Source organism: Flavobacterium sp. 1, from assembly GCF_002797935.1.
In the GTDB taxonomy this organism is placed as follows: Bacteria; Bacteroidota; Bacteroidia; order Flavobacteriales; family Flavobacteriaceae; genus Flavobacterium.
Map to the genome: position 1 here is coordinate 667,581 of NZ_PGER01000001.1, position 25,740 is coordinate 693,320.

General features: G+C 32.5%; 27 protein-coding genes. 22 read left to right on the forward strand and 5 right to left on the reverse strand.

The genetic code is table 11. The features are described from left to right. The first annotated feature begins 1 nt into the window (after position 1). The 3 genes from CLU83_RS02910 to priA all read left to right on the forward strand — a co-directional run bounded on the left by CLU83_RS02910 (position 2) and on the right by priA (position 3,996). Positions 2-928, forward strand: a complete 927-nt coding sequence (locus CLU83_RS02910; protein ID WP_100430233.1) for a YihY/virulence factor BrkB family protein — start codon at positions 2-4, stop codon at positions 926-928. Between the two features lie 122 nt (positions 929-1,050). Then, complete coding sequence (locus CLU83_RS02915) at positions 1,051-1,482, forward strand: DUF2147 domain-containing protein (RefSeq protein ID WP_100430234.1); 432 nt, start codon at positions 1,051-1,053, stop codon at positions 1,480-1,482. Between the two features lie 63 nt (positions 1,483-1,545). Further along, a complete protein-coding gene (gene priA, locus CLU83_RS02920) occupies positions 1,546-3,996 on the forward strand; it encodes a primosomal protein N' (RefSeq protein ID WP_100430235.1) in 2,451 nt (816 codons plus the stop codon). Between the two features lie 10 nt (positions 3,997-4,006). Here priA and CLU83_RS02925 read toward each other — a convergent pair whose 3' ends face one another. Next, positions 4,007-4,702 carry a LytTR family DNA-binding domain-containing protein gene (locus CLU83_RS02925; RefSeq protein WP_077370383.1) on the reverse strand — a complete coding sequence of 232 codons (696 nt, stop codon included), beginning with the start codon at positions 4,700-4,702 and terminating at the stop codon, positions 4,007-4,009. Positions 4,703-4,866: 164 nt separating this feature from the next. On the opposite strand from CLU83_RS02925, the gene rpsF reads away from it, so the two are divergent. The 6 genes from rpsF (at position 4,867) to CLU83_RS02955 (ending at position 9,433) form a co-directional block, all read left to right on the forward strand. Further along, entirely contained in the window at positions 4,867-5,208 is a 342-nt protein-coding gene (rpsF, locus tag CLU83_RS02930; RefSeq protein ID WP_077370382.1) for a 30S ribosomal protein S6, read from the forward strand. Between the two features lie 5 nt (positions 5,209-5,213). Then, positions 5,214-5,510: a 30S ribosomal protein S18 gene (gene rpsR, locus CLU83_RS02935; protein WP_007138295.1), complete on the forward strand. Its 297-nt coding sequence runs from the start codon at positions 5,214-5,216 to the stop codon at positions 5,508-5,510. Between the two features lie 160 nt (positions 5,511-5,670). Further along, entirely contained in the window at positions 5,671-6,114 is a 444-nt protein-coding gene (rplI, locus tag CLU83_RS02940; RefSeq protein ID WP_100430236.1) for a 50S ribosomal protein L9, read from the forward strand. 85 nt (positions 6,115-6,199) lie between these two features. After that, positions 6,200-6,673, forward strand: coding sequence for a DUF6495 family protein (locus CLU83_RS02945; protein WP_100430237.1), 474 nt, complete (start codon positions 6,200-6,202; stop codon positions 6,671-6,673). Between the two features lie 74 nt (positions 6,674-6,747). Then, a complete protein-coding gene (gene ligA / locus CLU83_RS02950; protein ID WP_100430238.1) occupies positions 6,748-8,751 on the forward strand; it encodes an NAD-dependent DNA ligase LigA in 2,004 nt (667 codons plus the stop codon). Then, positions 8,741-9,433 carry a hypothetical protein gene (locus CLU83_RS02955; RefSeq protein ID WP_100430239.1) on the forward strand — a complete coding sequence of 231 codons (693 nt, stop codon included), beginning with the start codon at positions 8,741-8,743 and terminating at the stop codon, positions 9,431-9,433. Before ligA ends, CLU83_RS02955 begins: the two co-directional genes overlap by 11 nt. On the opposite strand, the gene CLU83_RS02960 is transcribed toward CLU83_RS02955, so the two are convergent. Together CLU83_RS02960 and CLU83_RS02965 are read right to left on the reverse strand one after the other, a co-directional pair. Continuing rightward, entirely contained in the window at positions 9,419-10,330 is a 912-nt protein-coding gene (locus CLU83_RS02960) for a bifunctional UDP-sugar hydrolase/5'-nucleotidase (RefSeq protein WP_100430240.1), read from the reverse strand. The two genes, CLU83_RS02955 and CLU83_RS02960, sit on opposite strands and share 15 nt — an antisense overlap. Before the next feature lie 68 nt (positions 10,331-10,398). Beyond that, positions 10,399-11,178 carry a 5'-nucleotidase C-terminal domain-containing protein gene (locus CLU83_RS02965; RefSeq protein WP_100430241.1) on the reverse strand — a complete coding sequence of 260 codons (780 nt, stop codon included), beginning with the start codon at positions 11,176-11,178 and terminating at the stop codon, positions 10,399-10,401. Positions 11,179-11,224: 46 nt separating this feature from the next. On the opposite strand from CLU83_RS02965, the gene CLU83_RS02970 reads away from it, so the two are divergent. The 13 genes from CLU83_RS02970 to CLU83_RS03030 all read left to right on the forward strand — a co-directional run bounded on the left by CLU83_RS02970 (position 11,225) and on the right by CLU83_RS03030 (position 23,944). Beyond that, complete coding sequence (locus CLU83_RS02970; protein ID WP_100430242.1) at positions 11,225-11,743, forward strand: hypothetical protein; 519 nt, start codon at positions 11,225-11,227, stop codon at positions 11,741-11,743. Positions 11,744-11,751: 8 nt separating this feature from the next. Next, a complete protein-coding gene (gene dapA / locus CLU83_RS02975) occupies positions 11,752-12,639 on the forward strand; it encodes a 4-hydroxy-tetrahydrodipicolinate synthase (protein ID WP_100430243.1) in 888 nt (295 codons plus the stop codon). A 130-nt stretch (positions 12,640-12,769) separates the two neighbouring features. Then, positions 12,770-13,564, forward strand: a complete 795-nt coding sequence (locus tag CLU83_RS02980; RefSeq protein WP_100433590.1) for an outer membrane protein assembly factor BamD — start codon at positions 12,770-12,772, stop codon at positions 13,562-13,564. 8 nt (positions 13,565-13,572) lie between these two features. Then, positions 13,573-13,890: a DNA-directed RNA polymerase subunit omega gene (locus tag CLU83_RS02985; RefSeq protein ID WP_026709525.1), complete on the forward strand. Its 318-nt coding sequence runs from the start codon at positions 13,573-13,575 to the stop codon at positions 13,888-13,890. 9 nt (positions 13,891-13,899) lie between these two features. After that, the gene (gene coaBC, locus CLU83_RS02990) at positions 13,900-15,111 is read left to right on the forward strand and encodes a bifunctional phosphopantothenoylcysteine decarboxylase/phosphopantothenate--cysteine ligase CoaBC (protein ID WP_100430244.1); all 1,212 of its coding nucleotides are present in this window, start codon (positions 13,900-13,902) and stop codon (positions 15,109-15,111) included. Continuing rightward, the gene (locus CLU83_RS02995) at positions 15,104-15,985 is read left to right on the forward strand and encodes a DUF4835 family protein (protein WP_100430245.1); all 882 of its coding nucleotides are present in this window, start codon (positions 15,104-15,106) and stop codon (positions 15,983-15,985) included. Before coaBC ends, CLU83_RS02995 begins: the two co-directional genes overlap by 8 nt. Before the next feature lie 52 nt (positions 15,986-16,037). Beyond that, positions 16,038-17,690 (forward strand): DNA repair protein RecN, encoded by a 1,653-nt coding sequence (gene recN, locus CLU83_RS03000; RefSeq protein ID WP_100430246.1) that lies wholly within the window; start codon positions 16,038-16,040, stop codon positions 17,688-17,690. A gap of 93 nt (positions 17,691-17,783) precedes the next feature. Then, positions 17,784-18,974 carry an enoyl-ACP reductase FabV gene (gene fabV, locus CLU83_RS03005; protein ID WP_100430247.1) on the forward strand — a complete coding sequence of 397 codons (1,191 nt, stop codon included), beginning with the start codon at positions 17,784-17,786 and terminating at the stop codon, positions 18,972-18,974. Between the two features lie 98 nt (positions 18,975-19,072). Further along, positions 19,073-19,879 carry an enoyl-ACP reductase gene (locus CLU83_RS03010; protein ID WP_100430248.1) on the forward strand — a complete coding sequence of 269 codons (807 nt, stop codon included), beginning with the start codon at positions 19,073-19,075 and terminating at the stop codon, positions 19,877-19,879. Between the two features lie 114 nt (positions 19,880-19,993). Continuing rightward, positions 19,994-20,992 carry a glycosyltransferase family 2 protein gene (locus CLU83_RS03015; RefSeq protein WP_100430249.1) on the forward strand — a complete coding sequence of 333 codons (999 nt, stop codon included), beginning with the start codon at positions 19,994-19,996 and terminating at the stop codon, positions 20,990-20,992. Position 20,993: 1 nt separating this feature from the next. Further along, positions 20,994-21,590 carry a dephospho-CoA kinase gene (gene coaE, locus CLU83_RS03020; protein WP_100430250.1) on the forward strand — a complete coding sequence of 199 codons (597 nt, stop codon included), beginning with the start codon at positions 20,994-20,996 and terminating at the stop codon, positions 21,588-21,590. A 59-nt stretch (positions 21,591-21,649) separates the two neighbouring features. Next, positions 21,650-23,233, forward strand: a complete 1,584-nt coding sequence (locus CLU83_RS03025; RefSeq protein ID WP_100430251.1) for a sensor histidine kinase KdpD — start codon at positions 21,650-21,652, stop codon at positions 23,231-23,233. Between the two features lie 3 nt (positions 23,234-23,236). Beyond that, on the forward strand, positions 23,237-23,944 hold the full coding sequence (locus tag CLU83_RS03030) for a response regulator transcription factor (protein WP_100430252.1): 708 nt from the start codon (positions 23,237-23,239) through the stop codon (positions 23,942-23,944). Positions 23,945-23,999: 55 nt separating this feature from the next. Here CLU83_RS03030 and CLU83_RS03035 read toward each other — a convergent pair whose 3' ends face one another. Both CLU83_RS03035 and miaA read right to left on the reverse strand, forming a co-directional pair. Further along, complete coding sequence (locus CLU83_RS03035) at positions 24,000-24,740, reverse strand: acyl-[acyl-carrier-protein] thioesterase (RefSeq protein ID WP_100430253.1); 741 nt, start codon at positions 24,738-24,740, stop codon at positions 24,000-24,002. A gap of 26 nt (positions 24,741-24,766) precedes the next feature. Beyond that, the gene (gene miaA / locus CLU83_RS03040) at positions 24,767-25,699 is read right to left on the reverse strand and encodes a tRNA (adenosine(37)-N6)-dimethylallyltransferase MiaA (protein ID WP_100430254.1); all 933 of its coding nucleotides are present in this window, start codon (positions 25,697-25,699) and stop codon (positions 24,767-24,769) included. Positions 25,700-25,740: the final 41 nt, after the last annotated feature.

Consider the following 25,740-nt stretch of genomic DNA (forward strand, 5'->3'; position numbering starts at 1 on the left):
TATGACATTTAAGATCGAGGCAAAAATCGAAAAAATCCCAGTTATAAGAAGCCTGATGCATAACTTGAAAAAGATTAAAATGCCAGGTTTGAGAGGCTTTTCGTTCTATGATTTATTGGAATTATATTTTGAGGGAATCATAGACGGAGCATTTTCCTATCATGCCAGTGCGGTTGCATTCAGCTTTTTTATGGCGCTGTTTCCTTTTGCGTTATTTATTTTAAACTTAATTCCTTACATACCAATTGAAGGATTTCAAGGGGATTTTCTTCAATTTGTTAAGGAAGGAGTACCGCCAAATACCTATGATGCAATTGCCAATATCATTAACGATATTCTTAATAATAGTCATACAGGATTAGTGTCTTCGGGATTTTTCCTGTCTATTTTCTTGATGGCAAATGGCATAAACGGAATCCTTGGTGGCTTTGAATCTTCCCGTCATGTTTTGGAAAAAAGAGGTTTTTTGAACCAATATTTCGTTGCTTTGGGAATTTCATTACTGCTTTCTGTTCTTTTACTTTTGACAGTTGCAATTATTGTTGTTTTTGAGGTCGTGATTCAAAGTACAGCGATACAAGATGTATTGAGTGACCGCATACCGTTGATTATTTTAGGAAGATATATTTTTGTAATATTGATGATTCTGATAACTTCTTCTGTTTTATTGCGATACGGGACTAAGCAGTCTCATAAACCGCCATTTATCAGTGTTGGTTCGGTTTTTACTACAGTACTTATAGTTATTTCATCCTATTTTTTTGGAATTTGGGTGTTGCGGTTTTCAAAGTATAATGAACTGTACGGTTCGATTGGGACATTATTGATTATGATGTTTTACATCTGGATTAACTGTATGATTTTATTATTGGGATTTGAATTGAATGCAACAATTCGTAAATTAAAAAAGGGCAAATTGGAGAATTAAAGTTTTATAATAAATGGTATTGTTTAAATGGAATTTTGTATTCTTGCCAAGAGTAATTCAAGTAGGAATTGAGGGATTTAATTTCGAATAATAAAATGTTTGCTTTAATAATTTAAGAAAAAATGAAAAAAAGTGTCCTATTTGGTTTGGTTATGTGTTTTTTGATGATTTTTAATGTTCAGGGACAGACGGTTTTAGGGAAATGGAAAACCATTGATGACGAGACAGGTCAGGCCAAATCAATTGTTGAAATTTATGAAAAATCAGGAAAAATTTACGGGAAAATTATTGACATAATAAATCCGAAAAAGAGAAAAGATCTTTGTGTAAAATGTTCGGATGAGGATAAAAATGCTCCAATTTTAGGATTAATAATTATTAAAGGTCTTGTGAAAGATGGTGATGAATATAATGGTGGAAAAATTTTGGATCCTTTAAAAGGGGAACAGTATAAATGTTTCATTACACTTGATGAAAAAGATAAACTAAAAGTTAGAGGCTTTATTGGTGTTTCTTTATTTGGAAGAACTCAATATTGGTATCGAGTGAAATAATGTTATTTTTGGGTTTGTAATACTAAAAAACTCAAAATAGACAATCTAAATCTAAAATTATTAATGCATTTTGTAGAAGTTGTTTTACCGCTTTCACTTACCAAGACTTTTACATACAGAGTTTCGGAGGCTGAATTTCTTTTTATAAAAAAAGGAATGAGGGTTACGGTACCTTTTGGGAAAAACAAAATCTATACGGCTTTAGTTATTGAAATTCATAATAACACGCCAACTTTATACGAGGCCAAGGAAATTCATCAAATTTTAGATACAGCTCCATTGGTAACAGAGTTTCAAATCAATCATTGGTTGTGGATTGCCGATTACTACATGTGTGCCATAGGTGATGTGTACCGCAATGCCATGCCAAGCGCTTTGTTGTTAGAAAGTGAAACGCTGATAACGAGAAAAAATGATTTATTTGTTGATGAAACTCAGCTTTCTGATGATGAGTACTTAATCTATGAAGCCTTACAGCAACAGAGTTCGTTAAAAATACAGGATATTATCTCAATTTTGAATAAGAAGAACATTTTTCCAGTTATTCAAAAATTGATAGATAAAAATATTTTGGTACTGCAGGAAGAACTTCAGGAAACATACAAGCCTAAATTAGTCAGATATGTTCGGCTGCATCCAAAATACGATTCGGATCAAGGCTTAAAGGATTTACTCGAAATTTTAAAAAGTGCCAATAAGCAAAAGGAAATAGTCTTGAATTATTTCCAATTGAGCGCGACTGAGAAAAAGCCGATTACAGTAAAAAAACTGGCTGAGACAGCTCAATCCACTCCTGCAATTATTAAAGCATTAATCGAAAAAGAAATTTTAGAAGAGTATTTTTTGCAGGAAGACCGAATCAATTTTGCAGGAAAAGCCAGAGAAGATGAACTCCAGTTGAGTTTAGATCAGCAAAAAGCTTTTGAATCGATAAAAGAAAGTTTTGAGCAAAAATCGGTGTGTCTTTTACACGGAATTACTTCAAGCGGAAAGACTGAAATTTACATTAAACTTATAGAAGAATATTTAGCAATAGGAAAACAAGTGCTGTACTTATTGCCGGAAATTGTTTTAACAGCTCAATTGGTTTCCAGAATCAGAGCGCACTTTGGAAATAAAGTAGCTGTTTTTCATTCTAAATACAGCAATAATGAAAGGGTGGAAGTTTGGAATCAGGTTTTATTAAATGCTGAAAAAGCTCAAATTATAATTGGTGCCAGATCGGCTTTGTTTTTGCCTTTTTACGATTTAGGTTTTATAATTATTGACGAAGAGCATGAGCAGACTTTTAAGCAGTCAGATCCCGCTCCTAGGTTTCATGCTCGTGATTCGGCTATTGTTTTGGCCCATGCTCATCAGGCTAAAGTGCTTTTAGGTTCGGCAACGCCAAGTATCGAGACATATTACAATGCAAAATCAGATAAATTTGGTTTTGTTGAAATTTCAAAGCGTTTTGGGAATGCAACGCTGCCTGAAGTTCTGTTGGTTGATTTGAAAGATAAGTACTTTCGAAAAAAAATGAACGGACATTTTAGTGATGTTTTAATAGAAGAAATCACTACGTCAATATCAGCTGGAGAACAAGTGATTTTGTTTCAAAACAGAAGAGGATATTCGCCAATTATAGAATGTATTACCTGCGGTCACGTTCCTCATTGTCAATCTTGCGATGTAAGTTTGACTTATCACAAGCATAAAAATCAATTGCGCTGTCATTACTGCGGTTATTCTATTGCTAATCCAACTCATTGTCATGCCTGTCACAGTGTAGATTTGACTACAAAAGGATTGGGAACAGAGCAGATTGAGCAAGAGCTGATAACCATTTTTCCAAATGCTAAAATTGGCAGAATGGATCAGGATACGACACGAGGAAAATTTGGTTTCGAAAAGATAATTGATAGTTTCAAGAATCGGGAGATTGATATTTTGGTAGGTACCCAGATGCTTGCCAAAGGATTGGATTTCGATAACGTCAATTTGGTTGGTATCATGAATGCCGATACGATGCTGTACCATCCTGATTTTAGAGCATTCGAGCGAAGCTTTCAAATGATGACCCAAGTTGCTGGACGTTCCGGACGATCGGATAAAAAAGGAAAAGTTATCATTCAAACTTATAATCCAAATCACAATACGATACAGCAAGTTACCCATTCAAACTATATAGGAATGTATAATGAGCAATTATACGACAGGCAAATATATAAGTATCCGCCATATTTCAGAATTATAAAACTGACCTTGAAGCAGCGTGATTTTGATAAACTAAAAGAAGGTGCTATGTGGCTGTATCAAGTGCTGAGCCAGAACCTTGCAATGCCCGTTTTAGGTCCTGAAGAACCAGCTATTAGTAGAATCCGAAATGAATATATCAGAACTATAATTATTAAAATTCCTCAAAACACTTCAATTATTGGCACAAAAAAAACTATTCAGAAGATACTAAATAGTTTTGAGGCTGTCTCTCAGTACAGATCCATTAAGGTTACTGTAAATGTAGATTTTTACTAAAATATTGTTTTTAAGAATAAGCAAGTGCTTTTACTAAATCTTCTTTTTTGTTTCTGCTCAAAGGGATTTTTGTTACTCCGATTTCGGCAAATTTGCTGTTAAAACGGTCAATCTTATCGATGTTTACTATGTAGGATTTGTGTACTCTAATAAACTTGTCTTTCGATAAATCATTTTCAAATGATTTCATTGTGGAAAGCACAAGATTGCTGTCATCTTCGGTTACTACTTTTACATAATCCCCAAAAGCTTCAATCCATTTAATTTTGGAAGTAAATATCTTTAGTTTTTTTAGATTGCTTTTAATGAAAATATGTTCTCCTTCGTCTTCTTTATTTTCTTTTTTAAGAAGAAAATGGTCAATCGCTCTGCGGACAGAAGCATTAAATCGTTCAATAGAAATTGGTTTTTGTAAATAATCGGTTGCATCATAATCAAATGCCTTCATCGCATATTCAGCTTTTGAAGTAATGAAAATGATTTGAGGCTTGGTTTTTAAACCGTCAAGAAAATCAAAACCGCTGATTACAGGCATTTCAATATCAAGAAATATTAAATCAACGGTATGGACAGTCATACAGCTTTTGGCCTCAATTGCATTTGAAAAATCTCCGATTAAATTTAAATTGGTATGATTATTAACCAGTTTTGCAATAATCATTCTTTGTATTGAACTATCATCAACAACAACACAGTTTAGTTTCATAGTATCAAATTTTTGATTTGGTAAAGTAAAAATAGTTTTTTTTTTTAATTAATTTTAAAAAATCATATTTTTTTCCACCGTTTGTCGATTATACTTAGATAGCACTTGTTTGTTTAAAAAAAAGATTACTTTTGCACCCAATTTAACAAATAAATAAAATTTTTATGAATCATTATGAAACTGTTTTCATTTTAAATCCCGTTTTATCTGAAGTTCAGGTAAAGGAAACAGTAAGCAAATTTGAAGATTTTCTTACTAGTAGAGGAGCAGAAATGGTATCTAAAGAAGACTGGGGTCTTAAAAAGATGGCTTACGAAATCCAAAACAAGAAAAGTGGTTTTTACCATTTGTTCGAATTCAAAGTATCAGGAGAAGTTCTTATTGCTTTTGAAACTGAATTCAGACGTGACGAAAGAGTTATGCGTTTCTTAACTGTAAGTCTTGACAAACATGCTATCTCTTGGGCTGAAAGAAGAAGAGCAAAACTTAAATCTCAAAAAGCTTAATTATCATGGCAACATTACAACAATCTGCTTCAGGAAAAAAAGACGGGGATATCAGATATCTTACGCCTTTGAACATAGAAACTAACAAAACTAAAAAGTATTGTCGTTTCAAAAAATCAGGTATCAAATATATCGATTATAAAGATGCTGATTTCTTATTGAAATTCGTGAATGAGCAAGGGAAAATTCTTCCTCGCCGTTTAACAGGAACTTCATTGAAATACCAAAGAAAAGTGTCTGTAGCTGTAAAAAGAGCTCGCCACTTAGCTTTAATGCCATACGTGGCCGATTTATTAAAATAATTAAAAATTAACAGTTGTTGGTTTTCTGAAATATGAAATCGCTATCAATAAAGAGTTTGTTGTAAACAAACACAAATAAAAATAAGCGATAACATATGTTACCTATAAAAAGTAACATCAAAACATATGAAACCTAACTTCTATAAAAAAGGACAACAACATGGAACTTATTTTAAGAAAAGATGTTCAAAATTTAGGATTTAAAGATGATGTAGTAACTGTAAAAAACGGTTATGGTCGTAACTTTTTAATCCCACAAGGATTTGCTCATTTAGCTACTTCTTCTGCAAAGAAAGTATTGGCTGAAAACCTAAAACAAAGAGCACACAAAGAAGCTAAAGTTGTAGCAGATGCAAAAGCATTGGCTGAAGCTTTGAAAGCAATCGAAATTAAAATTTCTGCTAAAGCAGGTGGTGAAAAATTATTCGGTTCTATTACAAACATTGATATCGCTGAAGCTTTAGCTAAAGGCGGTCAAGTAATTGATAGAAAATTCATCACTTCTGGTATCGTTAAACGTACTGGTAAATATACTGCTTCAGTAAGATTACACAGAGATGTAATCGTTGAATTAGCATACGAAATTGTTGCTGAAAAAGCATAATTTTTTAATTCTATAGATTAAAATCCCGTCTCGTTCTAAAAAACGAGATCGGGATTTTTTTTGTTTAAAATAATTATTGAAAAAAATGAAATATTCTAGGTTAACCAAAGAACAGTTTGAAGAATTAACGCAGGAGTTTACTAATTTTTTGGCAACTCAAACAATTGATAAAGCCGAATGGGATCAAATCAAAGCAGAAAAACCAGAAGTTGCCGAACAAGAGCTGGATGTTTTTTCAGATTTAGTTTGGGAAGGTGTTTTGACCAGAGCTGTTTATTTGGAATTTTTCTCCAAAAATCATATCTTTCTGTTTCATTGTTTTGATACATATATAAAATCAATCGTTTTGAAATCATTGGTTCCCGATGTTGATTTTTTATCAAAAGACGGACTGCAATGGCTGAGTGACAATATGTTTACGGAAACAATTGAAATGAAAACTGGTAAAAAAGAATTTACTGAGGAACGCAATCTTTCCATTTTTCAATTGATTCAGCAAGGTTCAATTTTGAGTGATGGACAATTATACAATCAAATTAATATGATTATAGAGTCTTAAATTTGATTTTTAAACTTTAAATTGGTTATTTTGGTAGATTATTTAATCGACTAGAATAGCCAATTTTTTGTTTTATGAATATACAGGAAACCATACAAACGCTTAGAGAAGAACTCAATCTTCACAATCATAATTATTATGTGTTGGATAAACCAACATTGTCTGATTATGAGTTTGATATGAAATTGAAGGAGCTTCAAGATTTAGAAAATAAACATCCCGAATTTTTTGATGCCAATTCGCCTACACAAAGAATAGGAGGTACGGTTACTAAAAATTTTAAAACTATTCCGCATGAATACCGTATGTATTCACTGGATAATTCCTATTCAAAGGAAGATTTGATTGATTGGGAAAACCGAATTCAGAAAGTTTTAGGGAACGTACCATTAGAATATACCTGTGAATTAAAATACGATGGAGCTTCTATAAGTATTACCTATGAAAATGGTAAATTGAAACGAGCCGTGACGCGTGGTGATGGTTTTCAAGGTGATGATGTGACGAATAATATAAAAACAATCAAATCCATTCCGTTGCAGTTGAAAGGCGATTATCCTGAGCAATTTGCTATTCGCGGAGAAATCATTTTGCCTTTTGCAGGTTTCGAAAAAATGAATCAAGATTTAATCGAAATTGGAGAAACGCCATATTCGAACCCTAGAAATACAGCATCGGGAAGTTTAAAATTGCAGGACAGTGCTGAAGTTGCCAAGCGTCCCTTGGATTGTTTGCTTTATTTTCTAATTGGTCCAAATTTGCCTTTTAAATCGCAGTATGAAGGACTTGATCAGGCAAGGAGCTGGGGATTTAAAGCGCCAACCGAAGCTAAATTGACCAAGAACTTAGAAGAAGTTTTTGAGTTTATCGAATATTGGGATACGCATCGTCATGAATTGCCTTATGAAACTGACGGCGTGGTAATAAAAGTAAATGATTTTCGTCATCAGGAAGAATTGGGTTATACCGCTAAGTCGCCACGCTGGGCCATCGCTTATAAATTTAAGTCGGAGCAGGTTTCGACCAAATTAAATTCAATTTCATATCAAGTAGGAAGAACAGGTTCTATTACACCAGTTGCTAATCTTGAACCAGTACAATTGGCTGGAACTATCGTCAAAAGAGCTTCATTGCATAACGCCGATCAAATAGAAAAACTAGATATTAGAATAAATGATACTGTTTTTGTAGAAAAAGGAGGGGAGATTATTCCTAAAATTATTGCTGTAGATTTAGAGAAGCGTCCTGAAAATTCAGAAGCTACAAAATACATCACCCATTGCCCGGAATGCGAGACCGAATTGGTTCGTAACGAAGGTGAAGCGAATCATTATTGTCCAAATTTTTATGGCTGTCCTCCGCAGATTATTGGCAGAATTCAGCATTACATTTCGAGAAAAGCAATGGATATTGAAGGGCTTGGAGGGGAAACGGTTGCTTTGCTTTTCAAAAATAATTTAGTTCATAATTATGCCGATTTGTATGAATTAAAAGTAGAAGATATTTTACACTTAGAAAGAATGGCGCAAAAATCAGCCGAAAATCTGGTAAATGGCGTTGAAAAATCTAAGGAAATTCCGTTTGAAAGCGTTTTGTTTGCATTAGGAATACGTTTTGTTGGAGAAACTGTTGCCAAGAAATTAGCCAAACATTACAAAAATGTTGATGCTTTAAGTCAGGCTTCTTTAATGGATTTGATTTTAGTTGATGAAATTGGAGAAAGAATTGCTCAAAGCGTAATTGAATTTTTTGAGAATGAAGAAAATAAGAAAATAATTGAACGATTAAAAAGTTATGGCGTTCAGTTTGAAATTGTCGAAAAAATAAATCCAAACGCAACAGAGAAATTCATCGGAAAAACATTTGTTGTTTCAGGGGTTTTTGCTCAATTTTCAAGAGATGATTTAAAAAAGGCTATTGAAGATAATGGCGGTAAAGTGGGTAGCTCCATATCCTCCAAAACGGATTTTGTTGTTGCTGGAGATAATATGGGACCTGCTAAGTTAGAAAAAGCAAATAAACTGAACGTGAAAATAATTTCAGAAGACCAATTTATAATAATGTTGAATGAAAGCTAGTACTCCATCCCTTATATTGTTTTTTGTAACTTCAGTATTGGTTATACTATTTAAGTTATTGGATTATGAAGGTTTAGTTCTGTGTGGTAAATCAATTATAGTTCCTTCGTTGTTTATTTATTATTTAGTATCCAATAATTACAGGATTACCTTTATTAAAGGATTGATTTTCTTGCTGCTTTTTCTGAGAGATGTCTTTACCACGCTTAATATTAGTGAATCTGCAATGGGGTCTTTCTTATCTGTCTTGATGGTTTATGTTTTGCTTTTGTATTTAGCGCAAAAAGAATTTAAATATTTGAAATTTAGTTATAAAGACAGTCTGTCTATTTTTATTTTGATTCTTGGAATTGGAGCTATTTGTTATTCCGTTTTAAACTTAGAACTCGAAAATTTAGAACTTGATTTTTCATTGTATGTGTTTTTTGGGATAATTTTGAGCGTTTTGAGTATCATTTCAATCATAAACTATATCAAAAGCGGGAGTTATGCTTTCTTTAATGGCATGTTAATGTGTATTTGTTTTATAATTACGGATATATTTTTTATTATATATAAATTTTATTTTTATAATTATGTCTTTACTTTTGTTAGTTTAATCACTCAATTTTTATCGTATTTCTTTATGGTAAGCTATTTATTAGAGAAAGATAAAGTAATTGAGGATTTAAACGACTATTAATTTTCCTTGAGTTTTTATTTGTTTATTGGAATCAAAATAAAAGTCAATTCGGCCTAAATTAATTCCATAGCATCCCACTTGGTTTACCAAAACTTCTTTTTGTTCAAGATTTTTTACAATAGTAGGTTTGTCTAAAAAAGTATGGGTATGTCCGCCAATAATCAGGTCAATATCCTTAGTTAAAGCGGCTAGTTTTAAATCGCAGATTTTATCAGGTTCTGTATTGTATTTATATCCTAAATGTGACAAACAAATGATTAGGTCACATTTTTTTTCTTGTTTTAGAATCCGAACCATGTCTTGTGCGGTTTCAACAGGGTTGTTATAAACAGTTTCTTTATAGTTCTTTTTGTCCACTAAGCCGGATAGTTCTATTCCAAGACCGAAAACGCCCACCTTGATTCCTTGCTTGTTGAAAATTTTGTACGGTTTAGTATATCCGTCCATTGGGGTGTTTTTTAAATCATAGTTTGAAGAAATAAATTCAAAGCTGGCATGTGGCATTTGCGCAGCAATACCTTCTAAGCCATTGTCAAAATCATGGTTTCCAATTGTTGCGGCATCGTATTTCATCATGCTCATTAACTTGAATTCGAGTTCTCCTCCATAGTAATTAAAATACGGAGTTCCCTGAAAAATATCGCCCGCATCAAGAAGCAGTACATTAGGGTTTTCGAGACGGATTTTTTCTATAATCGAAGCTCTTTTAGAAACACCTCCCATATTTGGGTTTCTTGGATGATCTGCTGGAAAAGGGTCTATGTAACTATGAACATCATTAGTGTGCAAAATGGTTAAATGCTCAACAGATTCTGATTTGAAACTGCTTAAAGATAATCCCAAGCTTAATAATGCAGTGCCGGCGGCCGTTTTTTCGATAAAATCTCTTCTTTTCATTGGGATTTTGCTTTGAAAATTTATTGAATTTATGAGTCGTTAAATTGTTTTTTATGTATATCTAGAAATTATTCTGCCAATATTCGGATGTCATTTTTGACAGTGATAGTGTCTGTTTCACTGAAGTAATCGATCAAAATATTTCTTAGTTTGTATTCTAAATCAAATTTTTGAATTTCTTTTTGGAAGAAAGCCATATTGTCTCCGCCATTAACTAAATAATCATTTGTTGCAACATAATAGACAGCATTAGTTTCTAAAGGCTTGCCTTGTACTAAAATATTTTTGGATTGATTGTTTTTATCAATGCTAAAGGTAAGGCCAGCGAGAGGATGCGGTTTTTTATCAGCAATAATAAAATCGGCTATTTCCTTAACCTGATCGCCTTTTAAAGAAACAACAAAAAGACTGTTTTCAAATGGCATTATTTCATAGGCTGTTCTTGAAGTAACATTTCCTTTGGGCAGGATAGAGCGTATGCCGCCATGATTAAGTAAACATATATCTACATTTTTGTTTTCCCTTTTATTAAAAACGAAGTTTGCTTTCTCTAAAGTGACATCTGCGATGAAATTACCAATAGTAGTTTGCCATTTTCCTTTGCTTTTATCCAAAGTTTCGGGATTATATGCAAGAACCTTGTCGAGATCGCTGTTTATTTTCGCACGGTATGGGGAGATAAAGTTTTCTATGTCAGTATTTTGATTTTCTTTGCCAGTAATCGAAATTTGTTTGCTTTCAATTTTTGTGACACTAAAACTTTTGTCACTGCAAGAAATAATAGAAACAAATGTTAAGAATATAACAAAAAGTTTTAAAAAGTGGTTGTAGTTTTTTAAATTTACCATCTTAAATTAACTTAAATAATTAAATTTGTAATCTTGTAAAAGTACTATGTTTTTAAATTATATAAAGCGCTTTTTATTAAAAAAAACCTTAAAAAAACAACTGCAGAACGTTAAGGAAGAGTCTTTAAGCAGTTCTGTTATGCGTATAGGTTTGATTATAGATGAAAGCCTTTTTTTAGAAACAAATGCATTAAAGCAAGAAATTATTCGGAATGGAATTGTAGAAGATAATATAAAAATTATTGCTTATCGTGATAATTTAAAAGACAAAGAAGTATATTCTCATCCAACATTCAGCTTGAAAAATTTAAACCTGAAATGCGAATTTACGGAACAGGGAATAAATGAATTTATTTCGGATGAGTTTGATTTATTAATTAATTATTACAATGAGGAGAAGCCAGTTTTGTTGCTTTTAACAAATAAATCTAAGGCAAAATTTAAAGCTGGTTTTTCAGCTGTAGATAAAAGACTGAATCATTTGTTGATAAACATAGATATAGAAGATTATAAAGGTTTTACTCATGAGTTATTTCGGTACTTAAAAATATTAAACAAAATATAATTTAAATTATGCAATCATTAATAGGAACAGGAGTTGCCCTAGTAACACCGTTTAATAACGATTTTACAATTGATGTTGAAGCTTTAAGAAGAATTGTGAATTTTTCGATAGACGGCGGGGTTGAATATCTTGTTGTGCTCGGCACTACAGCAGAAAATGCTACATTGTCAGCAGATGAAAAAGAACTGGTTATAGCTACGGTAATTGAAGTGAATGCGGGCAGACTGCCATTAGTTCTTGGAGTGGGAGGTAATAATACATTAAAAGTTGTAGAGGAGCTGCGCACAAGAGATTTGTCAGCGTTTGAAGCGATTTTATCTGTTTCGCCTTATTATAATAAGCCAAGTCAAGAAGGAATATACCAGCATTTTAAAGCAGTTTCTGAAGCCTCGCCGATTCCTGTAATTCTATACAATGTGCCAGGAAGAACATCCAGCAATATGCTGCCGTCAACCGTTATCAGATTGGCAAATGATTTTGAAAATGTTGTAGCTATAAAAGAAGCTGCTGGAGATTTAGTTCAGGCAATGCAGCTTATAAAAGATAAGCCTAAAGATTTCTTAGTGATTTCGGGTGATGATATGATTGCGCTTCCGATTGTTTTAGCGGGTGGATCAGGAGTTATATCTGTAATTGGTCAGGGTTTTCCAAAAGAATTTTCCGAAATGATCCGATTAGGATTAAATAGAAAAGTAGATGATGCTTATAAACTTCAGTATCTGTTATCCAATTGCATTGATATGATTTTTGAGCAAGGTAATCCGGCAGGAATCAAAGAAGTGTTTAAGATTCTTGGTATTTCAGAAAATGTATTGCGTTTACCATTGGTTTCTGTAGATGAATCACTATCCAATCGATTGGAAATTTTTGTAAAAAAAATGGTAAAAAATACTTAAAATTTGACCGTTTTTTTTAACTAAAGAAATATTTTGTAATAGCTAAATTAATAACTAAATTTGCCACCTAACTTTGGTGGCTTTTACTGCGTATATACACTAGGCAATAAAATTAAAATCAGTGAATGAAATGAAAAAAATAATATCTGTATTGCTTGTAGTTTTGTTTTTTAGTTCTTGTGGTGAATATCAAGAAGCATTAAAGAAAGAGGACGTAGCTTTTAAGTTTGAGGTTGGAACAAAATTATATGATGCAGGCAAGTATTCAAAAGCAATTCGTCTTTTTGAGCAATTGTCACCATCTTATAGAGGGAAGCCGCAAGGAGAAAAGTTATTTTATATGTATGCACAATCTTTATATAAAACAAAACAGTATTATTTAGCAGGATATCAATTTGATAATTTTAATTCTGGTTATCCAAAAAGTGAGAAAGCTGAAGAATGTTTGTATTTGGGGGCTAAGAGTTATGCTATGCTGTCTCCAGTTTACAGTATAGATCAGACAGATACTTTTAAAGCTATTGAAAAGGTTCAGGCATTTATTGATCGTTATCCAAATTCGAAATATATTGCTGAGGCTAATGCAACATCAAAAAAGCTGAATGATAAGATTGAGCGTAAAGTTTATGAAAATGCATTCGAGTATTATAAAATTTCAAATTACAAATCAGCATTAATAGCTTTTGATAATTTTATAGCAGATTACCCTGGGACTTCCTATAAAGAAAAAGCATTGTATTATAAATTAGATGCTGCATATTTATTAGCAATGAACAGTATTTTAATGAAAATGCAAGAAAGGTTGGTTACTGCTAAAACCTGTTACAATAATTTGGTTAAATTTAAACCAAACACAGAATTCAAAAGTGAAGCTGACGATAGGTTAGCTAAAATTGATATTGAATTACAAAAGTTTAATAAATAAAAAAAGTCATGGATTTAAAAAAGACAAATGCTCCGGTAAATACAATAACTTACAACAAAACAGTTATTGAAGAACCTACTGGAAATGTGTATGAGGCGATAACAATTATGGCTAAAAGAGCAAATCAGATCAATTCTGAAATCAAAAAAGAATTGACTGAGAAATTAGAAGAATTTGCTACTTACAATGATAGTTTAGAAGAAGTTTTCGAAAATAAAGAACAAATCGAAGTTTCTAAATTTTATGAAAAACTTCCAAAACCGCATGCCTTAGCTGTTCAAGAATGGTTAGATGGCAAAATTTACCATAGAGATTCAAATAAATAATCTATACTAATGTCAGTTTTAAGCGGAAAAAAAATTTTGCTGGGTATTACTGGTGGAATTGCTGCGTATAAAACGGCCTCATTAGTTAGACTCTTCATAAAAGCAGGTGCACATGTCCAAGTGATAATGACACCTGCTTCTAAGGATTTTATAACGCCGCTTACCTTATCTACACTGTCTAAAAACCCTGTTTTTTCTGAATTTTATAATAAAGACGAAAAAAATGAACAGTGGAATAGCCATGTAGAATTAGGGCTTTGGGCAGATATAATGCTCATTGCGCCAGCAACAGCCAACACCTTATCTAAAATGGCAAACGGATTATGTGATAATCTGTTAATTGCTTGTTACTTATCTGCAAAATGTCCAGTGTATTTTGCTCCAGCGATGGATTTAGACATGTATATACACCCTTCTACTATTGAAAGCCTTGCAATATTGAAGGCTTTTGGTAATACAATGATACCAGCTGAAAATGGTGAATTGGCCAGTGGTTTATCTGGAGAAGGCCGAATGGCAGAGCCTGAAAACATTGTTTCTTTTTTAGAATCAGATCTTGAAAGTAAATTGCCTTTAAAAGGAAAAAAAATACTGATTACTGCAGGTCCTACATACGAAGCAATTGATCCTGTGCGTTTTATTGGAAATCATTCTTCAGGAAAGATGGGATTTGATATAGCTCAAAGTGCAGCAAATTTAGGTGCTGCAGTAACACTGGTTTCTGGACCAACACATTGTAAAATAAATCATCCTTTGGTTCATGTCATTCCAGTAGTTTCTGCTCAGGAAATGTATGATGCCTGCCATCAATATTATAAGGATATGGATGTTGTAATAGCCGCTGCGGCCGTTGCAGATTACAGGCCTAAAAATGTTGCAAATCAGAAAATAAAAAAGAATGCTAATGATTTTACAATTGAGCTTGAAAAAACCAAGGATATTTTAGCTTCGTTTGGAGAATTCAAGCAAAATCAATTTCTTATTGGTTTTGCTTTAGAAACTGAAAATGAAATTGAGAATGCTAAAGCAAAAATTCAGAAAAAAAACTTAGATTTGATAGTTTTAAATTCGCTTCAGGATGAAGGGGCAGGTTTTGGTAAACCTACTAATAAAGTTACCTTTATTGATAATGCTTTTCATATTGAACCTTTGGATTTAAAATCTAAAGAAGCTGTAGCCGATGATATTTTGAATAAAGTAATAGCACATTTTTATGATTAAATTTATCTTATTTTTATTTTTAGGGTGTGGCTTTATTCAAGCCCAGCAGTTGAATTGTACTGTAACTTTAAATACTCAAAAAATAAGTAATGCAAATCAGCAGGTCTTTAAAACATTAGAAACTGCCATAAATGAATTTGTAAATAAAACCGATTGGACTGGGCAAATGCTTCCGCAAAAGGAAAGAATAAACTGTTCAATGTATATAACGATATCCAGTTACGGCTCAGATCAATTTGTTGCAAATATTCAAGTACAGTCTTCAAGAAATATTTATAATTCAACTTATTCCTCTCCAGTTTTGAATATAAATGATAAAGATTTTACTTTTAATTATACAGAATTTGAGAATCTAATATACATTCCAACCAGCTATGCTTCTAACTTGGTATCTGTTTTATCGTTTTATTCTTATGTGATTTTAGGAATGGATGCCGATACTTTTGTTCCATTCGTTGGAGATCGTTATTTTAAAGAAGCGCTTAATATTGCAAATTTGGCGCAGCAGGGAGGATATAAAGGATGGAATCAATCTGACGGAACATTGAGCAGGTATTTTTTAATCAATGATTTATTGTCTCCCACTTATGCAGAGATAAGACAATCAAGCCAGCAGTATTATTCAGGTCTTGATGTAATGAGCCAAGATCTTAAAAAGGCTAAAGAAACCATTAAAGGTTCTTTGATGAACTTAGCTAAACTGAATGAAACCAAACCCAATTCCTATTTATTGCGTGTTTTTATGGATTCAAAATCAGATGAAATTGTGTCTGTATTTACTGGTGGACCAAGTATTGCTATAAATGAGATGGTTGATAGTCTAAATAGAACTTCTCCGTCAAATTCAAGTAAATGGCAATCATTAAAATATTAGCCTTAAAAAATTTCTTTTCAATTAACCCAATCTATACTTATAAATTTAATTAATGATAACTTCACTAGCTATAAAAAACTATGCGTTAATTGAGAAATTAACAATCGATTTTTCGAAGGGTTTTTCGATAATTACTGGAGAAACTGGTGCTGGTAAATCGATAATACTAGGCGCTTTAGGTTTGGCTTTGGGAAAAAGAGCTGATTTAACTTCGCTTAAAAATAAAGAAAATAAATGTGTGATTGAAGCCCATTTTGAGATATCCAAATACAATCTTCGCCCTTTTTTTGAAGCAAATGATTTGGATTATGAAGATGATACCATTATCCGCAGAGAAATTTTACCTTCTGGAAAATCAAGAGCTTTTATAAATGACAGCCCTGTAAATTTACAAGAACTGCAAGAATTAGGTTTGTTTTTGATTGACATTCATTCGCAGCAGCAAACTCAAGAATTGTCTGATGAAGCGGTGCAGTTTAAAATTATTGACGCTATTGCAAATAATTTAGATGTAATCAATTCATATCAATCGGAATTAAAAAAGTATAAAGCTGATAAAAGCAAATTAAATGCTTTAATTAAAAGAAAAGCAGAAGCGTCTAAAGAGCAGGAATACAATACTTTTCTTTTGGAGGAATTGGTTGGAGCTAAATTAAAATCTGGCGAACAAGAAGTTCTTGAAGAAAATTATGAGCAATTGAATAATGTGGAGATTATCAAAGAATCCCTTGATAAGTCTTTAGCTATTGCAAATGAAGAACAAATAGGCGTAATGCATAATTTGAATGAAATTAAAAATGCTATTCAAAAAATTGCTCTTTTTTCATCTGATTATAATTTGTTATTTGAAAGGATTACAAGTTTAAAAATCGAGTTTGATGACATCGCAATTGAGTTAAACCGCTGTTCTGAAAAATTAATCAATGATCCGGAGCAGTTAAATTTGATTAATCAGAAATTGCAATTGATTTATAATCTGCAAAAGAAACATCAAGTGAGTACAGTTGATGAGTTAATTGCAATCCAGAATACTTTAGAAAATTCAGTATTAGAATTAGGAAATATTGATGAAGAGATTACCAAATTGACGGCATTAGTTGATGCTAATACAAAGCAGCTGGATCAAATTTGCGATGCCATACATAATAATAGACTGCAGGCAATTCCTTTGTTATCACAAAAATTAATTGCAATATTAGAAACTTTGGGAATGCCTAACGTTCGATTTAAAATGGAATTAAATGAATCTTCCGCTTATCTTGAAAATGGAAAAGATGAGTTGCAGTTTTTAATTTCTGCGAATAAAGGAACTGATTTTGGGTTGTTAAAGAAAGTAGCCTCAGGAGGTGAAATGTCCCGAATTATGCTTGCTGTAAAAGCTATTTTGGCACAATATTCAAAACTGCCGACTTTGATTTTTGATGAGATTGACACAGGAGTTTCTGGAGAAATTGCCAATAGAATGGGTGAGATTATGAAAGAAATGAGCACTCGGATGCAGATATTTGCAATAACGCATTTACCGCAAATTGCAGCTAAGGGAACAGAACATTTCAAAGTATTCAAATCTACTGTTGGCGAGGGCACTCAATCAGAATTAAAATTACTGACTGCCGAAGAAAGAGTGGTAGAAATTGCACAAATGCTGTCAGGAACCGTTATATCGGATTCAGCCTTAAATCATGCAAAAGCCTTGTTGAACTAAATAATTGGGCTATATTTGCCCATTCAATTTAAAAAAATAAGAACATTCAATTTAATTTAAAAAATTACAATATAAATTAACGTATAAAGGATTATGATTATAGAACCAAGAATGAGGGGATTTATTTGTTTGACTGCCCAGCCAAAAGGGAGTGAGCAAAGTGTTAAAAATCAAATTGAATATGTAAAATCAAAAGGAATTATAGCGGGGGCTAAAAAAGTATTGGTTATTGGAGCTTCAACTGGTTTTGGTTTGGCATCCAGAATAACCAGCGCTTTTGGTTCTGACGCTGCAACAATCGGAGTGTTTTTTGAAAAAGAACCTGCAGAAGGGAAAACAGCATCTCCAGGCTGGTACAATTCAGCTGCTTTTGAAAATGAAGCTCATAAAGCTGGTTTGTATGCAAAAAGCATCAATGGAGATGCTTTTTCGAATGAAGTAAAAAGACAAACATTAGATCTTATTAAAGCTGATTTAGGTCAAGTTGATTTAATCATATACAGTCTTGCTTCACCAGTACGTTTAAATCCAAATACAGGAGTTTTACACCGTTCAACTTTAAAACCAATTGGACAAACATTTAGCAATAAAACAGTAGATTTTCATACAGGAAAAGTTTCAGAGGTTTCTATTGAGCCTTCTACTGAAGAAGATATCACCAATACAGTTGCTGTAATGGGGGGCGAAGATTGGGCAATGTGGATTGATGCTTTGAAGGCTGAAAATCTATTGGCTCCAGGAGCAACAACAGTAGCTTATTCTTATATCGGTCCATCATTAACTGAAGCAGTTTATAGAAAAGGAACAATCGGCCGTGCCAAAGATCACTTAGAAGCAACTGCATTTACAATTTCAGATAGTTTAACTGATATTAATGGGAAGGCTTATGTTTCTGTAAATAAAGCGTTGGTAACTCAGGCTAGTTCTGCAATTCCGGTAATTCCATTGTATATTTCCTTATTGTATAAAATAATGAAAGAAAAAGGAATTCACGAAGGATGCATTGAGCAAATTCAAAGATTGTATCAGCAAAGATTGTATACAGGTGAGCCAATGATTACTGATGAAAAAGGCAGAATTCGTGTTGATGATTGGGAAATGCGTGAGGATGTTCAGTCACAAGTGGCGGCGCTTTGGAATCAGGCTACAACAGAAAATTTAGCTGAAATTGGAGATTTAGAAGGATACAGAAGTGATTTCTATAATTTATTTGGTTTTGGTTTTGATGGAGTAGATTACGAAGCCGATACAAACGAGTTAGTTAAAATTCCAAGTATATCTTAATTAGATAATCAATTTTATAATTTTTAAAAACACCTTATGGCTTGATAATTTAAAATCAAGGAAATAAGGTGTTTTTTTATAACTTTATTTTAAAAAATATGTATAATTTATTGAAAGGAAAAAGAGGAATTATTTTTGGTGCTTTGGATGAAAATTCTATTGCATGGAAGACTGCAGAGCGCATTCACGAAGAAGGAGGCACTTTTGTATTGACTAATGCTCCAGCGGCAATGCGATTGGGAAGTATTGATGCGTTGGCTGAAAAAATTGGTTGCCAGATTATTCCTGCTGATGCCACTTCGGTAACCGATTTGGAAGCGTTGGTTGAAAAAGCAGTTAAAATACTTGGAGGTAAAATCGATTTTGTGCTGCACTCTATCGGTATGTCAGTTAATGTCCGAAAAGGAAATCATTATACGAATCAGAATTATGAATACACAGAAAAAGGCTGGAATGTTTCTGCTGTTTCTTTTCATAAACTGATGCAGGTTTTGTACAAAAAAGATGCCATGAATGAGTGGGGAAGTATCATTGCTTTGTCTTATATGGCAGCACAGCGTGTATTTCCTGATTATAACGATATGGCCGATAATAAAGCATTTCTTGAATCAATCGCACGAAGTTTTGGATATTTCTTTGGCAGAGACAAAAAAGTGAGAGTCAATACGATTTCACAATCTCCGACTGCAACTAGAGCAGGTCAAGGTGTCAAAGGATTTGGAGGTTTTATTGCCTTTGCTGATAAAATGTCTCCATTAGGCAACGCTACCGCTGCCGAATGTGCAGATTATATTGTTGTCATGTTCTCCGATTTGACTCGAAAAGTAACACTCCAAAATTTATTACACGATGGAGGATTCTCCAATATGGGAGTCAGTCAAGAAGTAATGGAGATGTTTGAATAGAGAGATTTAGGTACTTGTTATATAAAACCATCATTGTTTATGATGGTTTTTTTGTTGATAAAGAAGTACCTTTGCCGAAATTTAAATAAAAAAAAATAATAACTCAATACTATTATGTTGTTTTCATTGATCATTCCTGTTTATAATCGTCCTGATGAAGTTGATGAATTATTAGAAAGTTTAGCAAAATCGACTTATAAGGAAATATTTGAAATTGTGCTGATAGAGGATGGTTCCACAATCCGATGTCAGGATGTTGCACAAAAGTACGGTGACCAACTGGATATTTCGTATTACTATAAAGAGAATTCTGGTCCTGGAGATTCCAGAAATTATGGAATGACTAAAGCCAGAGGAGATTATTTTATAATTTTTGACTCCGATTGTATTATTCCGTCTAATTATTTGAGCGAAGTTGAAAAAGCTTTACAAGAAGATTATGTAGACTGTTTTGGAGGTCCGGATAAAGCGTTAGACAGTTTTTCGGATATTCAAAAAGCTATTAATTTTACGATGACTTCTTTTTTGACTACAGGAGGAATTAGAGGGGGTTCTGAGAAAATTGGAAAGTTCCAGCCAAGGAGTTTTAATATGGGCTTATCTAATAAAGCATTTAAAGCTTCAGGCGGATTTGGAAATATTCATCCTGGTGAAGATCCTGATTTATCCATTCGGTTGTGGGAAATGGGATATGAAACCCGACTTATTAGAAATGCATTCGTGTATCACAAAAGAAGAATTGATTGGGATAAATTTACTGTACAAGTAAGTAAATTTGGTAAAGCAAGGCCAATACTCAATAGCTGGTATCCACAATACAGCAAATTAACTTTTTTCTTCCCAACGGTTTTTATAATAGGTTTTTTTGTATCTTTAGGATTACTGGTTTTTAATCAAGATATTCTTCTTAAAATTTATTTTTGCTATTTCTTGGCATTGTTTTTGTTATCCTCTATACAGAATAAGAGTATTAAAATTGGGTATTTATCATTAATTGCCGTTTGGAAACAATTTTATGGTTACGGATTGGGTTTTCTAAAATCTTATATTAAAGTAATTGTATTAAAGGAAGATCCTAAAAAAGCGTTCCCTGAATTATTTTTTAAAATATAGTATGACGAAGATAATTGGTTTAACGGGAGGAATTGGAAGCGGAAAAACTACTGTTGCCAATGAATTTGCTGCTCATGGAATACCAGTTTACATAACAGATCTGGAAGCAAAAAAATTAATGCAGACTGATTCTGTTTTAAGTCAGATTCGAGCAGAATTTGGAGATGATGTTTTTGAGAATGGTCTCCTAAACAGAGGGAAATTATCCGAAATTGTTTTTAATGACTCCGGTAGTTTGACCAAACTTAACAATATTGTCCACCCTGCTGTGAAGCAGGATTTCAAGCAATGGCTATTAGAGCATAAAAAAGATCCCTACATTATTTATGAAAGTGCAATTTTATTTGAAAGTGGCAGTTATAAAGAGTGTGATTTTATTATAAATGTAGTTGCTCCCCTCGAAATTAGGATTAAAAGAGTGATTGACAGGGATAAAACAACACGCGAAAAAGTTTTAGAAAGAATAAAAAACCAGTGGAATAATGAGGAAAAATCATCAAAAAGTGATTTTATTATTGAAAACACTACTAAGGAGGCTTTAAACTTAGGAATTGTTAAAATTCTTAAATTTTTAAGAATTAAACAAATGAACTCTTAAATGTTAATCTTTGGTTAATGTATTATTTATTATATTGTTAAAATATTAATTTTGCTTGAATGAATAAACTATTTTTTAGATTACTTGTAATGTTAATGAGTCTATCCCTGATCGGGATAATTCTTGTACAAGTGTATTGGTTTAATACCTCATTTAGGAATAATGACGAACAATTTAAGTTTCATGTTAAACAGGTTTTAGGAAATGTCGCTCAAAAACTCGAACAGCATGAGCTTTATAGTTTTTATAATAAAATTAACAAAAAAATAGACAGTACAGGAATAGCTCCGAAAGAGGAGGATTTAATGGAGTTTTATTATGTTCAAAAAAATCCAAAAACAAATAAAACTATTGTATATTCTAACAATGTTAAATCTAAAAATTACAATATTTCTTTACCCTCATTTGATAAAAAATTTGATAATAATAAATTTAAAAGCTTTAGTTCTAACCGGATAACAGAAATTTATAATAACAGTTCGATTGATAATTCTGCGGTTAATCAAAGCCTAGTACCCGATGTTAAGATTGAGAAAGTTGGGAATTTAGGGATTTTAGATAAGTTTATTTTTGAAATTTCAAATAAAGATATTTTATCGGCAATGCCTCTTGAAGATAGGGTTTCTAATGAGGCACTAGATAAATTAATCAAGAAAGAATTAGAAGAGTATGGAGTAAAAACCAGATTTGAATTTGGAATTTTAAGTAATGGAATAGTAACAAAAATAAAATCAAATAATTTTGTATACGATAAAGCTATTACTTATTCCATACCGGTATTTACAGATAATGAAGGTAATGAGAAGTATAAACTGTTTGTTGCTTTCCCGCATAAAAAGAAGTTCTTATTATCACAATTGGTGAGCATTACAATATTGTCTATTATTTTTACATTGATCATTATAATTGCTTATACATCAGCTTTAAATCAGTTAATACGTCAAAGACAGATTTCTGAAATCAAAAACGATTTTATTAATAATATGACGCATGAATTTAAAACTCCAATTGCAACAATAAATTTAGCTTTGGACGCCATCAGGAATCCTAAGATTATTGATGACAAAGAAAAAGTGTTTAAGTACCTAGAAATGATTAGGGACGAAAATAAACGAATGCATGCTCAAGTCGAAAATGTACTAAGGATTTCAAAATTAGAGAAGAAAGAACTGAATATTATTAAGGAATCCAGTGATATCGAAGAAGTCATCAATGATGCTATCGAACATGTAAGTTTGATTCTTGAAGATAGAGAAGGGACTATTGCAACCCATTTTGGAGCTATTAGAAAAGTAGTTTTATTGAATGATGTGCATTTTACAAATGTAATAGTTAATGTTTTGGAAAATGCAATAAAGTATACTCCTGAAATTCCTAAAATTGATATTTATACGGAGAACATTAAAGATATGGTTCTTATTAAAATAAAAGACAATGGGGTTGGTATGAGTAAAATTGCTCAAAAAAGAATTTTTGAAAAATTTTACAGAGAGCATACAGGAGATATACATAATGTAAAGGGCCACGGTTTGGGTCTGGCTTATGTAAAAAGAATTGTAGACGACCATAATGGTCAAATATATGTAGAAAGTGAAAAGGGAAAAGGAAGTACCTTCATTATAAAATTACCTTTAATAAATTAGAGTATGGAAAACGCAAATAAAAAAATACTATTAGTAGAAGATGACCTTAATTTTGGTGCAGTTCTAAAAGACTATTTAATGCTAAATGATTTTGAAGTTGTTTTGGCTAAAAATGGTATGGAAGGATTTGAAAAATTCAAAAAGGATACTTATGATTTATGCATTCTGGATGTAATGATGCCATACAAAGACGGTTATACTTTGGCAAAAGAAATAAGAGAAAAAAATAATGATGTGCCTATTATTTTCCTCACAGCAAAATCTATGAAAGAGGATGTTTTAAAAGGATATAAAGCTGGTGCTGATGATTATTTAAATAAACCTTTTGATTCTGAAGTTTTATTGATGAAAATTAAAGCCATCATTCAAAGAAAAGCATCTGATGTGAAAACAGAAGTTGTTCAATTTGAATTTAATGTTGGTAAATTTCACCTAAATTCAAAACTTCGCTTCTTGACATTCAGTGACGAAGAGCCTATTAAGTTATCTCCAAAAGAGAATGAATTGCTTAAAATGTTAATTCTGCATGAAAATGATTTGATGCCAAGAGAATTGGCTTTAACAAAAATATGGAGAGATGATAACTATTTTACCTCTAGAAGTATGGATGTTTATATTGCTAAACTAAGAAAATATCTGAAACAAGATGAGGATGTTGAGATTTTAAACATTCATGGTGAAGGGTTCAGATTAGTTGTAAAAGCAAAATAATCAATTGATTTCTCATAAAAAAGCAAAAAGCTTCGGTTTAGTTCCGAAGCTTTTTTTATTTCCAATTTACTTGTAATGCAAAACAGGTTTTGTCATCTTTGGTGATACTAAAAACTACGTCAGTTTCATTGACGCATTCGTGGATTATTACTTTATCTTTGAGAGAGAGTTCTTTTAAAAAGTTCATTTCAAAACTTTTTATTTGTTGAGACAGTATTTTATTTTCATCAACAAGATCCAAGCACCATTCTAAGTATTTTACATTATTAGCGTGGTTAACTATATCTAAATCGGATAGGGAAACGGTTCTTTCAAAAATTTCTTCTTTTTCCTGGGGTAGGTTTATTTTTGAAAATCCCATTTCAGTTGCTTTATCTTCTGGATACAATTCAAAATGTTCGTATGGCAGTGCCAAGGGTTCAGGTCTTCGGGCTTTGGTATTAAAAACAGCCCAAAAGGTTTCGGATCCTATTATTTTTTTGCCGTTTACATACATTTCAAGTGCACGTACAGAACGAGAATTTTCTAGAGAATTGATCCATGTTTTTACCGTTACAACGTCTCTCCATTTGGGTAACTCGGTAATTTCTACACGCATTCTGCTCAAAACCCAAGCTTGGTTGAATTCCTGCATATCGGTGAAGCTGATTCCTCCCACTTCGGAATGAGCAGCTGCCGTTAATTGCAGTAAATTGCATAAATCAGTATATTTTAGATAGCCATTTGGGGTGCATTGGGTAAAATTAATTTCCCAGTCTCTACTTAATATGGATGCAAAATTTGGATCTATTGGCATGGAGATTTATAATTTTAGATTGAAGATTAACGATTTTTGATTTCTGTTTGATTATTTATGTACTCAATTATTTCCGTTCGATTGGTCAAATAATCAAACCATTTGGTATTTTCATTTCGCTTGAACCAGGTAAGTTGCCGTTTTGAAAATCTTCGGGTGTTTTTTTTGATTTCTTCGATGGCAAATGGCAATGTAAAGTCCCCGTCAAAAAAACTGAATAATTCTCGATAGCCAACCGTTTGCAAGGCGTTTAGTTCTTTGTGTTGATATAATGATTGGGCTTCCGCCAAAAGTCCTTGATTGAGCATAATATCCACTCGCTGGTTTATTCTATCGTAAATTACGTTTCTGTCAGCTTCGAGACCAATGATGATTGGAGTGAAATTGCGGTTGTTTTTCTTTTGATTTAAAAATGATGAATACGGTTTGCCAGTTCCAAGACAGACTTCTACAAATCGCATCATCCGTTGCGGGTTTTGTAAGGTTTGCGGATTCTCTAAAGTTATTTTTTGGAAATATATGGGATCGAGTGTTTCTAACTGTTTTTGTAAATATTCGATTCCTTGATTTTCGTAATTTAAATTCACGCTATCCCGAACGTTAGAATCTATAGCAGGAAATTCGTCGAAGCCTTTTAAAATGGCGTCTACGTACAATCCCGAACCTCCAACAAGTATTGCGTAATCATTGTTTTCGAACAATTCTTCTATTTTTATAAGTGCTTCTTTTTCAAAATCACCTACGGTATAATTGTCAAAAATAGATTTGTTTTGGATGAAATGGTGTGTCGCCGAAGCCAATTCTTCAGGACTGGGTACTGCTGTTCCAATAGTCATTTCCTTGAAAAACTGTCGGCTGTCGCAGGAAACAATTTCGCAATTATAGTGATTGGCCAAGTCTATGCTTAAGGCAGTTTTCCCTATGGCTGTTGGTCCAACTACGGTAATCAAATATTTCATATTCTTTTTTAGCCCAGATGGTAACGAAAACCCCGGAATTA

Excerpts from the sequence above, each read along its gene's own strand:
- CLU83_RS02910 (WP_100430233.1), top strand. The coding sequence starts at position 2 with ATGACATTTAAGATCGAGGCAAAAATCGAAAAAATCCCAGTTATAAGA.
- CLU83_RS02915 (WP_100430234.1), top strand. The coding sequence starts at position 1,051 with ATGAAAAAAAGTGTCCTATTTGGTTTGGTTATGTGTTTTTTGATGATT.
- priA (WP_100430235.1), top strand. The coding sequence starts at position 1,546 with ATGCATTTTGTAGAAGTTGTTTTACCGCTTTCACTTACCAAGACTTTT.
- CLU83_RS02925 (WP_077370383.1), bottom strand. The coding sequence starts at position 4,702 with ATGAAACTAAACTGTGTTGTTGTTGATGATAGTTCAATACAAAGAATG.
- rpsF (WP_077370382.1), top strand. The coding sequence starts at position 4,867 with ATGAATCATTATGAAACTGTTTTCATTTTAAATCCCGTTTTATCTGAA.
- rpsR (WP_007138295.1), top strand. The coding sequence starts at position 5,214 with ATGGCAACATTACAACAATCTGCTTCAGGAAAAAAAGACGGGGATATC.
- rplI (WP_100430236.1), top strand. The coding sequence starts at position 5,671 with ATGGAACTTATTTTAAGAAAAGATGTTCAAAATTTAGGATTTAAAGAT.
- CLU83_RS02945 (WP_100430237.1), top strand. The coding sequence starts at position 6,200 with ATGAAATATTCTAGGTTAACCAAAGAACAGTTTGAAGAATTAACGCAG.
- ligA (WP_100430238.1), top strand. The coding sequence starts at position 6,748 with ATGAATATACAGGAAACCATACAAACGCTTAGAGAAGAACTCAATCTT.
- CLU83_RS02955 (WP_100430239.1), top strand. The coding sequence starts at position 8,741 with ATGAAAGCTAGTACTCCATCCCTTATATTGTTTTTTGTAACTTCAGTA.
- CLU83_RS02960 (WP_100430240.1), bottom strand. The coding sequence starts at position 10,330 with ATGAAAAGAAGAGATTTTATCGAAAAAACGGCCGCCGGCACTGCATTA.
- CLU83_RS02965 (WP_100430241.1), bottom strand. The coding sequence starts at position 11,178 with ATGGTAAATTTAAAAAACTACAACCACTTTTTAAAACTTTTTGTTATA.
- CLU83_RS02970 (WP_100430242.1), top strand. The coding sequence starts at position 11,225 with ATGTTTTTAAATTATATAAAGCGCTTTTTATTAAAAAAAACCTTAAAA.
- dapA (WP_100430243.1), top strand. The coding sequence starts at position 11,752 with ATGCAATCATTAATAGGAACAGGAGTTGCCCTAGTAACACCGTTTAAT.
- CLU83_RS02980 (WP_100433590.1), top strand. The coding sequence starts at position 12,770 with ATGAAAAAAATAATATCTGTATTGCTTGTAGTTTTGTTTTTTAGTTCT.
- CLU83_RS02985 (WP_026709525.1), top strand. The coding sequence starts at position 13,573 with ATGGATTTAAAAAAGACAAATGCTCCGGTAAATACAATAACTTACAAC.
- coaBC (WP_100430244.1), top strand. The coding sequence starts at position 13,900 with ATGTCAGTTTTAAGCGGAAAAAAAATTTTGCTGGGTATTACTGGTGGA.
- CLU83_RS02995 (WP_100430245.1), top strand. The coding sequence starts at position 15,104 with ATGATTAAATTTATCTTATTTTTATTTTTAGGGTGTGGCTTTATTCAA.
- recN (WP_100430246.1), top strand. The coding sequence starts at position 16,038 with ATGATAACTTCACTAGCTATAAAAAACTATGCGTTAATTGAGAAATTA.
- fabV (WP_100430247.1), top strand. The coding sequence starts at position 17,784 with ATGATTATAGAACCAAGAATGAGGGGATTTATTTGTTTGACTGCCCAG.
- CLU83_RS03010 (WP_100430248.1), top strand. The coding sequence starts at position 19,073 with ATGTATAATTTATTGAAAGGAAAAAGAGGAATTATTTTTGGTGCTTTG.
- CLU83_RS03015 (WP_100430249.1), top strand. The coding sequence starts at position 19,994 with ATGTTGTTTTCATTGATCATTCCTGTTTATAATCGTCCTGATGAAGTT.
- coaE (WP_100430250.1), top strand. The coding sequence starts at position 20,994 with ATGACGAAGATAATTGGTTTAACGGGAGGAATTGGAAGCGGAAAAACT.
- CLU83_RS03025 (WP_100430251.1), top strand. The coding sequence starts at position 21,650 with ATGAATAAACTATTTTTTAGATTACTTGTAATGTTAATGAGTCTATCC.
- CLU83_RS03030 (WP_100430252.1), top strand. The coding sequence starts at position 23,237 with ATGGAAAACGCAAATAAAAAAATACTATTAGTAGAAGATGACCTTAAT.
- CLU83_RS03035 (WP_100430253.1), bottom strand. The coding sequence starts at position 24,740 with ATGCCAATAGATCCAAATTTTGCATCCATATTAAGTAGAGACTGGGAA.
- miaA (WP_100430254.1), bottom strand. The coding sequence starts at position 25,699 with ATGAAATATTTGATTACCGTAGTTGGACCAACAGCCATAGGGAAAACT.